This window comes from Flavobacterium microcysteis (genome assembly GCF_006385255.1).
GTDB lineage: Bacteria > Bacteroidota > Bacteroidia > Flavobacteriales > Flavobacteriaceae > Flavobacterium > Flavobacterium microcysteis.
In genome coordinates, this window is record NZ_VFJE01000051.1 from 245,031 (window position 1) to 257,736 (window position 12,706).

Here is a 12,706-nt window from a genome sequence, read left to right on the forward strand (position 1 = left end):
TTATATCTTTGGGGATGCTTTTAGAATTTCAAAAACATTTAGCTGAAAACCTTCCTTTCTTAAAAGAAAAAAAACTGCTGCTTGCACTTAGTGGCGGTCTTGATAGTATGGTTCTGGCACATTTACTAAAAGAATCGGGTTGTACTGTTGCACTAGCACATTGCAATTTTCAGCTCCGTGGAAATGAAAGCGATGGAGATGAAAAATTCATCAGAGATTTTGCTTTAGAAAACAAGTTTCAATTATTTGTAACTCGTTTTAATACAGAAAGTTTTGCTTCTGATAATAAACTTTCAATTCAAGTAGCGGCACGACAACTCCGATACATTTGGTTTTATCAATTGCTTGAAGAAAACAAGCTCGATTATATACTCACGGCACACCATCTGGATGACAATCTGGAGACATTTTTGATTAATCTGACACGAGGTACGGGTCTTGATGGCTTAACGGGTATTCCTGTTCAGAATGATAAAATTGTGCGTCCGCTTTTGAATTTTAGCCGGGAAGAAATCAAAAATTTCGCTTCCGAAAATAAAATCGAATGGAGGGAAGACAGTAGCAATTCGTCCGACAAATATCTTAGGAATAAATTGCGACATGATATTGTCCCGATCCTGAAAAACCTAAATCCTTCTTTTTTAGATTCCTTTCAAGATACACTAAATAGTTTACAGCAGTCAAAATCATTAGCCGATGATGCTTCGGTTTTGGTGTATAAGCAAGTCGTTTCCGAAAAAGACAAGCAAAAGCATTTTGCTATTTCAGAATTGAAAAGACTGCCTAATTATCAGGCGTATTTGTATGAATGGCTCAAGCCTTTCGGATTCAAAGCATGGAATGATATTTATGAATTGATAGAAGCCCAATCGGGCAAAATAATCTTATCTGAAAATTATAGATTGTTGAAAGATAGAGAACATCTTATCCTGGAACCGATTCTAGAAAAAGATACTGCCGTTTATGAAATAATTGGTGATGAAATTAAGTCGCCAATACACCTGAAAATTTCGACTGCAGACCAAATAATAAAGCCTTTAGATTCCAATTCAATTTATGTAGATAAAGAAACGTTAAAGTTTCCATTGCATATCAGAAAATGGCAGGAAGGTGATTATTTTTGCCCTGCTGGGATTGATGGGAAGAAGAAAGTAAGCAAGTATTTTAAAGACGAAAAAATGTCTTTACCTGAAAAAGAAAATACATGGCTACTGATATCTGACCATAAGATTGTCTGGATTATCGGAAAACGTTCAGACCAAAGATTTTATGCAACAAATACAACTCAACAAATATTAAAAATAGAGACCCTAAAATGAAAAAAATAAGCCTTCTGTTGTTCTTTTTCTTCGCCTTTGTTTCTTCTCATGCGCAGATTTTAGATCCTGTAAAATGGACCTCCAAAATTGAAAAACTATCCGATACAGAATACCTAATGACTTTTGACGGTGTCATTGAACCGGAGTGGCACATGTATTCTCAATTTACGCCAGAAGGTGGTGTTAACCCGCTGGAGGTGCTGATGAACAATGCTGAGGGCAATTTTGAAGCAGTAGGTAAAGCCGAAGAAAGCAAGACACGTACTGAATTCAATGATATTTTTAAAATAGACGAAATATTTTTCGAAAATACCGTACAACTAAAGCAGAAGATTAAGATTACTAATAAAGACAACAACCTTGTCCAGATTGAACTATCATATCAGGTATGTAAAAAAGTCTGTATTCAGCAAAATAAATACTTTGAGTTTGACTTGAAAAGCCTAAGTGCTCAAGAAGTCAAAACCTTTTCTGAACCAGTCGTTAATGACGTGAAAAAAAAAGAAGAGACCGTAACAACACAAAAGCCGGCAAAAGAGACTGAAAAAGGACTTCTGTCTATTTTTCTAATTGCTTTTTTCTCTGGTTTTGCTGCCTTGCTAACGCCTTGCGTGTTCCCGATGATTCCGATGACGGTAAGTTTCTTTACAAAACAAAGTAAGACAAAATCACAAGGAATCAGAAATGCGATCTTATATGGTGTTTCTATTATTTTGATTTATGTAATATTGGGTTCATTGGTTACGGCTATTTTTGGAGCTGATGCTCTGAATGCACTTTCTACTAACGTATGGTTTAATATCATCTTCTTCGTTCTGTTAGTGTTTTTCGCATGTTCCTTTTTGGGTGCTTTCGAAATTGTTTTGCCTAATTCATGGGCTAATAAAGTAGACAGACAAGCAGACAGGGGAGGTTTTATAGGAATCTTTTTTATGGCATTAGCTTTGGCTATTGTTTCATTTTCATGTACCGGACCTATTGTAGGGTCACTTTTAGTAGAAGCTGCTTCTAAAGGCGGAATTGCGCCAATTGTAGGTATGGTAGGTTTCTCTTTAGCTTTGGCACTTCCGTTTATGCTTTTTGCCTTATTCCCAGGTTGGATGAATTCACTTCCTAAATCTGGAGGATGGCTTAATACGGTTAAAGTTTCCTTAGGATTTTTAGAATTGGCATTTGCTTTTAAATTTCTTTCAAAAGCAGATTTGGTTATGCAAACTCATTTACTGGAGAGAGAAGTTTTCTTGGCTATATGGATTGCCGTATTCGGTGCCTGGGCATTTTATTTATTTGGAAAGATTACACTGCCGCATGACAGTCCGCTGACTCATATTTCTGTTGGAAGATTTTTGTTAGGTCTTTTTGCACTAACGTTTACAATTTACCTTATCCCGGGACTTTGGGGTGCACCATTAAAAATCATCAGCGGTTTTCCGCCATCTATAACGTATAGTGAATCTCCGTATGGGGTTGGAAACTCCAAAGGAGGAGGAACTGCTTCGGGTGAAGAACTCCCGGAAGGAGCAAAATTAGCGGTTCATGATATTGTAGCCTTTACAGATTATGAACAGGGTGTTGCTTATGCTAAAAAAGTAAATAAGCCAATCTTGCTTGATTTTACAGGATTTGGCTGTGAGAACTGTCGTAAGATGGAAGATTTTGTATGGTCTGACAATAAAATACAATCTATTCTCAAAAATGATGTTGTATTGATTTCTTTATATGTTGATGAAAAGCAAGAGCTAAAAGAAGCTGAAAAATATGTTTCTAAAGAAACAGGTAGAAAAATCAAAACCAAAGGAAATAAATGGAGTGATTTCCAAATCACAAGATATAAGGCAAATGCGCAACCGTATTATATTATTCTTGATTCTGAAGGAAATGATTTAAATGAAGGTGTCGGATATACACCTGATAAAGAAGAATATGAAGCGTGGTTGAAATCAGGAATTTCAAAGCATAAAAAAGGGTGATCGTTAGATCACCCTTTCTTTTAAGATGCAGATAGTTCTCGCGTTTGTCTTTTGAAACCGCCATCATTTTTGCAGATATCAACAATAGCTTGCTGTGTCCATGGAATAGTTGGGTTTGGACAGTATTGGTTACCATTTTTGCAGGTAACAGTCCATACTTTATCAGTACCACCGCTGATAGTTTTTTGTTCTGATTTTTTTAACTCAGTAACACCATTTAAATTTAAAACTTTTTCTAACATAAAAATTACATTTAAGAGTTATACATTCTCAAATATAATTTTTTATTAAATAAAAACCTACAAAAAAATATTTTTATTACTGATTTCCAATTAGTTTCCTGGCGGCAATCTGTACCGGGTCCCAAACTGGTGAGAACGGTGGGGCATACGATAAGTCCAAATCAATAATATTCTGTAACGTGAGTTTGTTGGTTAAAGCTACAGCCAACACATCAATTCTCTTTGCTGCGCCTTCTTCGCCGATAATCTGTCCACCAAGTAGTTTTCCTGTTTTTCTTTCTGCTATGAGCTTTACACAAATATCTTTGGCATCCGGATAATAATGTGCCCTTGTTTTAGATTCTATGGTTGCTGTAATATAGTCTATCCCTAATGATTTTGCTTCTTTTTCCAGCAATCCGGTTCGGGCCACTTCATAAGAACAGATTTTACAGACGCCAGTGCCTACAACTCCGGGAAAGGTAGTTTTTTGGCCCAGAATGTTTTTTCCGGCAACTACTCCGGTTTTGTTTGCAACGGTCCCTAAGGATACATAAAACGACTTTTTACTCACCAGATGGAATGTTTCGGCACAATCGCCGGCAGACCATACGTTCCGGATATTGGTTCTTTGTGTCCTGGAAACTTTAACGGCACCTTTTTCAGACAGTGCAATTTTTGAATTTTTAAGAAAAGCGGTATTTGGACTCGTTCCCATTCCTAAAATGACGATATCGGCTTTTATTTTCTGCTTATCGGTCACAACAGCAGAAACCGTATTGTTTTTTACTTCAAAATGTTTGAGTTCTTCTTTGAGATACATCGTTACGCCAAGTTTTTCCATAGCTTCACGAATGGTTTTTCCCATATCCGAATCAAGGGTATTCATGATTTCTTCAGAACGATTGATTAAAGAAACTTTCAATCCTTTAATAAGAAGGGCTTCCGCCATTTCCAATCCGATATAGCCACCACCTACAATCACTGCGTTTTTTGGCTTGGAGTTTTCTATAAACTCATTGATTTTTATTCCGCTTCTTAATGTGGAAACTCCAAAAATGCCGTCGGCCGCTCTATTTTCTACATCAGGGCAGTAAGCTTTTCCTCCGGTAGCAATCAGCAGTTTGTCGTAGCTTTCCCAGAATTGCGTTTTTTCAAGACTGTTTTTTACCAAAACTCTATTTTGGTCCGTATCTACTTCAACTACTTCATGCAGGATGCGGGCATCGATGTTATACTTTTTTTTAAATTGTTCTGGAGTCCGAATAATCAGTTCTTCGGAGGTACTTACTTTTCCCGAAATAAAATACGGAATACCGCAAGCAGAATAGGAAGTATATTCTGATTTTTCAAATACGATAATTTCAATTTCTGTGTCTTCCCGCCGCACTTTGGAAGCAGCGCTCATTCCGGCAGCATCGCCACCAATTATTATAAGTTTCTGTTTTTTCATAAAATAAAATCAGCCAAGATGTTTAAATATAAACATTTTGGCTGATATAGAAAAGATAGGAAGAGATTTACTTTTTGAGGAATACTTTGAATTGAGTTCCTATGCTCAATTCAGATTCGATTTCTATTTTTCCGTTTAATTTTTGTACCATCTTTTGCACGGTTGAGAGCCCGATTCCGGTTCCTTTTGTTTCAAATCGGTCTATTTTTCCTAAAGTCTCAAAAATATTGAAGATTTTATGATGGTTCGTCTTATCGATTCCGCAGCCATTGTCTTTGATAGAAATGATATTGTAGTCTTCGGTTTCGGAAAAATCAATACAGATGATGCCTTTCGGCTTATCGTTGTATTTTATACTGTTGCTGATCAGATTGTAAAAAATTTGCCCCAGCGCCATTTTGTTGGAGCGAATCTTATGATTCTTTTCCGGAAGGACAAACTGGAATTCATTTTTAGTATCTAATATGTCAATAAGATATTGCATGAAGTCATTTAAACGTATGCTTTCGTTGGCAATAACCTGTTCATTATCATATTTATAATATTCCAGAATAGCATCAACCAGTTTTTTTAGTTCTTCAGAGGATTTGTAAATATAGCTTAGCATTTGCATTCCGTCGCTGTCAAGCTGGTCATGGTTGCTTTCCTGAAGCAGTCTGGTCAGCATCATGATATTATTCAAAGGAGACTTAATATCATGTGAAACGATGGAAGCGAACTGTTCTAAATCTTTGTATTTGGAAAGCAGCACGTTATGATTTTCCATCAATTGGAAATTCTTCTTTCTTAATTCCAGCAGATTGATAACCTGATTGGCTAATTTTTCAAGGGCCAACAGTTGGAAATTATCCAAATTTCTGGGTTGGTTATCAATAACGCATAACGAACCTAGTGCATAACCGTTAGGATCTACCAAAGGAACGCCTACATAGCAACGAACATTTGGATAACCAATAACATTCGGATTATCATAAAAACGGTCATCTTCCAGCGAATCAGAAACAATCATCATTTCACGTGGCTTATTGAGCGTATGGGCACAAAAAGAAGTATCTCGGGCTCCTTCAGAAAATTCAAGGCCGATTTTCGATTTGAACCATTGACGGTCTTTATCAACTAGCGTAATTGTTGAAATAGGAGTATGGCAGATTTCTGAAGCAAGCTTAACGATGTCGTCGAAATCTTTTTCGGGAGCGCTGTCTAATATTTTATAGGCCAACAAGGCATCAAGACGCTCCTTTTCATTGTGTGGTATTTGAGGAGAAATCATTGGAAGCGAATAATAGGTTTGTTTTACTTATACGAAAAAAATGGGTTAATGGTTTTAGTTTTTAATAAAAAACATAAAAATATTCTATTTCTAATTTGGTTCGACATTTATTATTGAGTTTAACAGATTTATACTCAAACTTTTTCCGATTTCTGAATAAGAAATTTAGTATTTTAGCGTAATCAATTTATATACGCCATGTTAGTAAAAGTTTATGGAAGCGCCGTTTTTGGTGTTGAAGCCACAACAATCACCATTGAAGTCAATATAGATAAAGGCATAGGCTACCACTTGGTAGGACTGCCGGATAATGCCATAAAAGAAAGCAGCTATCGTATTGCTGCGGCATTAAAAAACAACGGCTACCAACTGCCGGGAAAAAAAATCACCATCAACATGGCTCCGGCCGATCTCAGGAAAGAGGGTTCTGCCTATGATCTTACTTTGGCTATTGGTATTCTTGTCGCTTCCGGTCAGTTGCAGTCTGATGAAGTCGATCGTTATATTATCATGGGAGAACTTTCTTTGGATGGAAGTCTGCAACCCATACGTGGTGCTTTACCCATTGCAATCAAGGCAAAAGAAGAAGGTTTTAAAGGCTTTTTTCTTCCTAAACAAAACCTAAAGGAAGCTGCAATTGTTTCGGATTTGGAAGTGTATGGAGTAGATAATGTACAGGAAGTCATTGACTTTTTTGAAGGCAAAGGAACTATTCAGCCCGCTGTTTTTGATACCAGAGAAGAGTTTTATAAAACGTTAGACTTTCCCGAATCTGATTTTAGTGATGTAAAAGGGCAGGAGTCCATCAAACGCTGTATGGAAATTGCTGCAGCCGGAGGACATAATATTATATTGATAGGGCCACCTGGTGCCGGAAAGACAATGTTGGCGAAACGTTTGCCTAGTATATTACCACCTATGACGTTGCGTGAAGCGCTCGAAACTACAAAAATCCACAGTGTTGCCGGAAAAGTAAAAGAAGCAGGACTGATGAACCAGAGGCCGTTTCGGAGTCCACACCACACCATATCTAACGTGGCCTTGGTTGGTGGCGGTAGTTATCCACAGCCTGGAGAAATTTCAATGGCTCATAATGGCGTCTTGTTTTTGGATGAACTGCCTGAATTTAAGCGAGAGGTATTGGAAGTAATGCGTCAGCCTTTGGAAGATAGAGAAGTTACTATTTCGAGAGCTAAATTTACAGTGACTTATCCATCATCATTTATGCTGGTAGCCAGTATGAATCCAAGTCCGAGTGGGTTTTTTAATAATTCTGAATCTTCCATTTCATCATCACCTCATGAGACGAGTCGTTATCTGAACAAAATTTCAGGTCCGTTGCTGGACAGGATTGATATTCATATTGAAGTAACACCAGTTCCTTTTGATAAGCTGTCAGAAGAAAGAAAAGCAGAAAGCAGTGCCAGTATCCGGGAACGTGTCATTAAGGCAAGGGAAATCCAGGTACTTCGGTTTACAGACTACGAAAAGGTAAATTATAACGCACAAATGTCTACACGCCTGATACGTGAGTTTTGCACCTTAGATGAAAATTCAAAGCAATTATTAAAATCCGCTATGGAAAGACTGAATCTTTCGGCTAGAGCTTATGATCGGATATTAAAAGTAGCTCGTACAATAGCCGATTTGGAAAATGCTACAGAGATAGGCTCACATCATATAGCAGAAGCCATTCAATATAGGAGTTTGGATAGGGAAGGCTGGTTGGGATAATGCCAAATTAAGTCAAATCTAATTCCAGATGAATATCAAGAGGTTCAAGCTTAAACAAATCTGAATCAATTTCTTTGGCAATAACAGCACCTTCATTCCTGTAAAAGTCAACGGTTGCTTTGGTAGGTGTGGCAGAAATGTAGAGTTTTTTTGCTCCAAAACCCAACGCAATTTTTTTACATTCTTCTAGTAGTTTATGGCCAATTCTTTTTCCTCTGTAATTAGCGCTGACATACAATATATCCATTTTGCAATATTCTGAATGGATTCCCCTTATTTTGTTCTCAACAGAAGCTACGCCTGTAATAGTGTCGCCATCAAAAGCTCCAATGACTTTTCCACCTTCTGCAAGGATACGATTTTGCGATTTGATGATATATTCCAGTTCTTTCGGTTCAAAAGCAGTCACTACACAATGTTCAGGCTTAAGAACAAGCTCGCCGTTTGTGTATTCGTAGATTTCATGGATTATTTCTGAACGATCAATTTTTTTGATCAAGATCAATTCAGCTTGTTTTAATTCTCTATAGGTAAGTTCCATGCCCATTTTTCAAATGTAAGATATGTAGAACTATAAAAAAAGACCCAAAATGGATCTTTTTCTTTCTATTTCTTATCTGTATCTGTCAGACGTGTTTTTTCTTTTTTTAATAGGAAGTGTAAAACATGTCCAGCAAAAATTATGAACTGTGCTGTAAAAATATCGTAAAAATTACCGGCTAAATCCTGATGTCCATTTATGAAAAGCATCGTTGTGCCCGTCAGAAATATGAATTGAATGATGCTCCAAATTAAAATTGTTTTCATGGCTTTTATTTTTAATTGTGTTATAGGGCTTGTTTTTCAAATATAAGACTTTATTAGTAAACTTAGGCAAGATATAAACCCTGCCTAAGTTTTATGCTTTATTTTATAAATTTATTTGAATATATGATTTGACCGTTATCTTCAATCGTTACTAAATAGAGGCCATTTGCTAAATCACCAACATAGATTTGAGAACTTTCGCTGTCTATTTGCTTAGTGCTAATTGTTCTTCCTTGAATGTCTATAAGTTTAAATGTAGCATTCTTAACTGTAAGATTATTAATGTTTATATAATCAACCAAAGGGTTTGGATAGACATTAATGTTTTTAGGATTCGTAGCTTTAAGCTTGCTACCAAAAGGAATAAATGGAGTATATGGAGAAAATTTCCATTTTTGACGTGGTTCATTATCAATTTTAGGCAATGCTACTAAATAGCTATTGGTTTCGTCGGAACGATGCAAATAACCCCTTGTATAGACATTGTTTATTTTGTAACCTGTTGTATTGTTTCCAACTATTTTCCATTCCTGGGCAGTCATATTAAGTGAATCCGATGCTAGTATATATCTTCCCTGGCAATTGACTGCTTGTAGGTCAAGTGAATTGTGAAGGTATTTATTGGTGTCGTAATTTTGTATTTTGTAATGACCTGTTCCTAAGTTGGTTACTTTCCAAACTTGATTGTTTGAATAAGAACTACCTACAACAGTTGTTGAGTTGACATAAGGAAGACTTGAATTCTTTTGAAGGTATTGGTTATTATCCAAATTGCTGATGGTGTATAGGCCAGAAGCTAAATTCATGGAATAGTTATTGGCTTCTTGAAAAGTGATGTTATAAGCATAATTATTGGTATCAATCATATTGACTCCATTCACATTATAATCGGATAGTTTCTCTATCAATACACCGTTAACTTTAAAATTTTCAAAATGCACACCATTAACAAATCGTTCGCAGCTAATTCCTTTTATTGATGAATGTTTTTCGCCACTTCCGTTATAACTTAAATTTTCAAAACGGATATTCTCAACTGTTTTACCATCAGTCATTGCTGCACCAACACCTCCGCTTTCAACATTTACGGATAATAATCGGCCATTAGAAAAATCTTCAACCCGAATGTCTTTAAATAGAAAATTATTACACTTATTTCCATCAGAGCAGTTAATCGAAATCGCTCCTAGGAAATCTCCGGCATCTTCACGAACAGTTCCATCCGGATCAACCCAAAGTTCGTCATGTTCTAAAATATCAATATTATTAAAAAATAGATTGTAAATGTCGAGGCCTTCAATACCATTTCTTTCTTCATTGCCATGCCAGCCTATTTCTATTGGATGTGCATTATCAGCGTATAAAATGGTATTTTTTACACTTATATCTAATGCAGGTCTGTTTAGATAAGTTTCTCCCCAACTTGGCGGAGTATATCGAGAAGCGTATATGGAAATACAATCGTCAGATGTTCTTAGAAAGCAATCATCAATTTTGACATCGATACATCCTTTCATATGAATACCGTCACCCCATCTTGCTCTTGTAAATGCCTTTACGTTATTTATTTCCACATTGGTGTTGTCTCCTAAAAACATATTTACATCTTGTGAATCATTGAGTGTGACACCGTCAATCTTTATAGTATTAGATCTGAAAAAGGTTATAGGCCTGATATAATCATAATTGCTGAAAACTTGATCGTATTGTTTTCTGTGATTGGTCAAATCGATGATGCCTCTGCCATATATTTTAACATTGCTTACATCTTCACCTATCAGTCCACCTTTTAAGATACCACCACCTTCAATATATACTTCGTCATTGGTCAGTAGTTTTATTCTGGATTTATAATTTGAATAATCTTCGGAAGCTGGACTAACAATTAAAACTGCGCCGGACATTATGTGGATTTTTTTAGGTTGACTATTCAAGCTTAACGGATATTGATGTACTCCCGGTCCATAGGTATACACGTTAGGTCCGGTGGGAGCAACATAATTTGAAATTTTATTAGCAAAAAGATGTAAGTTATCATATCTATTAAATGGTTCAATCGAAAATTTCCCTGGTTCATTTAGGGTGAAAGTAATTTTATTGGCATTAACGATTGGGGTGATATTTTTAGATAAAGGTCTTATTAATAAAGAAGAACTGTTTATGGCACTTGCATAATTATAAGTAATTTCAACTGTTACAGAGCCATTAAAATCAAAATTAACAAATGAAGACTCTCTGTATTTACTCAAAGCTGCAGTGCCATAATTAACAAAAGTAGTGTATACAAATAAATCTTTCCAGGTAGATGAATTAGCTTCTTTTACTCTGACAGAATACTGGGTATTTCTACCTACGTTATAATTTGCAGGTGTTATTCCAGTTAAACCCGTTAAGGGAGCGTTTCTTGGAGGGTCGTCTTGTATTAACGTACTTGGAGGATCCGCATAAGTAATTAATTGTGAAAACACATTTAGTGTCATAAAGCACATTAGCAATGCTAAATAGATAGTTTTTTTCATGTTTGTTAATAGATTTTGGTGTTTATAGTTATTAAAAAAGGATTCAACTGAATCCTTTCCTTTTTATCGTATCTCAGCAAAAGTATCGCCTTGCTTTATATCTCCGGTTTTAAATCCTTTATTAAACCAATACATTCGCTGTTCTGATGTTCCATGCGTAAATGAATCGGGAACCACCTGTCCTTGCATTTTCTTTTGAATAGCATCGTCACCAACGGCATTTGCAGCGCTTAAGGCTTCTTCGATATCACCAGGTTCCAGGATCTGTTTCATTTGTTCGTTATAATGTGTCCAAACACCGGCATAAAAATCAGCCTGCAGTTCTAAGGCTACGGAAAGCTTATTGGCTTCGGCTTCACTCAGTCCTTGCTGCATCTGTCTCATTTTGGCTGAAGTTCCTAACAATGTCTGTACGTGATGGCCAATTTCATGAGCTACTACATAGGCCACTGCAAAATCGCCACCTTTGGCTCCAAATTTTGATTTTAATTCATCAAAGAAGCTCATGTCCATATACACTTTCTGGTCACCCGGACAATAGAAAGGGCCTGAAGCGGAGCTGGCACCACCGCAGGCAGTATTTACCTGTCCGCTAAACAAAACCAGTTTTGGAGCCTTATAGGTCATACCATTTTCTTTAAATATTTCTGTCCAGACGTCTTCATTATCTACAAGTAGTGCATTTACGAATTCTCCTTCTTGTTTTTCTTTCGCAGTGAGTTCTCTGGACTCAGTAGGAGCAGATTGTCCTTGTTGCATTTGTTCTAAAATTGGGGCAAGATTTTGAGCACTTTCCCCACCAAACATATTTATTAATAAGATAATAATACCAATCAATCCACCTCCGGCAACTACTTTGCCTGTTGAACCCAGACCTCTACGGTCTTCCATATTGTCACTTTGACGTCTGCCTTGCCATTTCATGATTTTCGGTTTTTATACAAATTAAATACTTTTTTGCATAAAAAATAAATATTTATGAGTATGACCTAATAAATCTTTTTTATTTGTTACTAATTCAACTAATCAGATACCGATTCCAGACTTGATCTCCTAATTTCTGAATGCCATAACCTAAATTTTCAGTCTCTATTTTTTGAGAGGAATTATCTTCAAACGTCAGGTGAAGGCATATTTTTTGGTTTTCTTCACAGACATTCCACGTGCCTTTATATTCTTGGACATTCTTATTTGGAAGATAGAGTCCTCCACCGGATACGCTGCTAAAGGATTCCAGAATGTAGAGTACGCTAAAGTCCGGATATAAAAAAAGAGCATATTTTGTTTCTTCATACCAGCCACCGCCGGAATAATCTCTATCGCTGTTTGCTTTTTCCAGACGTAAGACCCTATTGGATAAAACAGCTTTCATTTGGTTTACTGATGGGTTCATAGTATACGGTTTTGTTGTTT

Annotated in this window: 11 protein-coding genes; 3 read left to right on the forward strand and 8 right to left on the reverse strand. The window is 36.4% G+C overall.

Going from position 1 to position 12,706, the window contains the following annotated elements:
• The first annotated feature begins 14 nt into the window (after positions 1 to 14).
• Together tilS and FJA49_RS05220 are read left to right on the forward strand one after the other, a co-directional pair.
• Positions 15 to 1,319, forward strand: a complete 1,305-nt coding sequence (tilS, locus tag FJA49_RS05215) for a tRNA lysidine(34) synthetase TilS (protein WP_139999571.1) — start codon at positions 15 to 17, stop codon at positions 1,317 to 1,319.
• The gene (locus FJA49_RS05220) at positions 1,316 to 3,289 is read left to right on the forward strand and encodes a protein-disulfide reductase DsbD family protein (RefSeq protein ID WP_139999573.1); all 1,974 of its coding nucleotides are present in this window, start codon (positions 1,316 to 1,318) and stop codon (positions 3,287 to 3,289) included. Before tilS ends, FJA49_RS05220 begins: the two co-directional genes overlap by 4 nt.
• Before the next feature lie 20 nt (positions 3,290 to 3,309).
• On the opposite strand, the gene FJA49_RS05225 is transcribed toward FJA49_RS05220, so the two are convergent.
• The 3 genes from FJA49_RS05225 to FJA49_RS05235 form a co-directional block, all read right to left on the reverse strand.
• The gene (locus tag FJA49_RS05225) at positions 3,310 to 3,531 is read right to left on the reverse strand and encodes a hypothetical protein (protein ID WP_139999575.1); all 222 of its coding nucleotides are present in this window, start codon (positions 3,529 to 3,531) and stop codon (positions 3,310 to 3,312) included.
• 76 nt (positions 3,532 to 3,607) lie between these two features.
• Positions 3,608 to 4,963, reverse strand: a complete 1,356-nt coding sequence (locus FJA49_RS05230; protein ID WP_139999577.1) for a CoA-disulfide reductase — start codon at positions 4,961 to 4,963, stop codon at positions 3,608 to 3,610.
• Positions 4,964 to 5,030: 67 nt separating this feature from the next.
• Entirely contained in the window at positions 5,031 to 6,233 is a 1,203-nt protein-coding gene (locus tag FJA49_RS05235; RefSeq protein ID WP_139999579.1) for a GAF domain-containing sensor histidine kinase, read from the reverse strand.
• 198 nt (positions 6,234 to 6,431) lie between these two features.
• Between FJA49_RS05235 and FJA49_RS05240 the strand changes: the two genes are divergently transcribed.
• A complete protein-coding gene (locus tag FJA49_RS05240) occupies positions 6,432 to 7,967 on the forward strand; it encodes a YifB family Mg chelatase-like AAA ATPase (RefSeq protein WP_139999581.1) in 1,536 nt (511 codons plus the stop codon).
• Between the two features lie 7 nt (positions 7,968 to 7,974).
• Here the strand turns inward: FJA49_RS05240 and FJA49_RS05245 are convergent, their stop codons facing one another.
• The 5 genes from FJA49_RS05245 to FJA49_RS05265 form a co-directional block, all read right to left on the reverse strand.
• Entirely contained in the window at positions 7,975 to 8,514 is a 540-nt protein-coding gene (locus FJA49_RS05245; protein ID WP_199758354.1) for a GNAT family N-acetyltransferase, read from the reverse strand.
• Between the two features lie 59 nt (positions 8,515 to 8,573).
• Positions 8,574 to 8,774 (reverse strand): hypothetical protein, encoded by a 201-nt coding sequence (locus tag FJA49_RS05250; RefSeq protein WP_139999583.1) that lies wholly within the window; start codon positions 8,772 to 8,774, stop codon positions 8,574 to 8,576.
• A gap of 98 nt (positions 8,775 to 8,872) precedes the next feature.
• Positions 8,873 to 11,293, reverse strand: coding sequence for a glycosyl hydrolase family 28 protein (locus FJA49_RS05255; protein WP_139999585.1), 2,421 nt, complete (start codon positions 11,291 to 11,293; stop codon positions 8,873 to 8,875).
• 63 nt (positions 11,294 to 11,356) lie between these two features.
• Positions 11,357 to 12,217, reverse strand: coding sequence for a KPN_02809 family neutral zinc metallopeptidase (gene ypfJ / locus FJA49_RS05260; protein WP_139999587.1), 861 nt, complete (start codon positions 12,215 to 12,217; stop codon positions 11,357 to 11,359).
• A gap of 94 nt (positions 12,218 to 12,311) precedes the next feature.
• The gene (locus FJA49_RS05265) at positions 12,312 to 12,686 is read right to left on the reverse strand and encodes a hypothetical protein (protein WP_139999589.1); all 375 of its coding nucleotides are present in this window, start codon (positions 12,684 to 12,686) and stop codon (positions 12,312 to 12,314) included.
• Between the last annotated feature and the right edge of the window lie 20 nt (positions 12,687 to 12,706).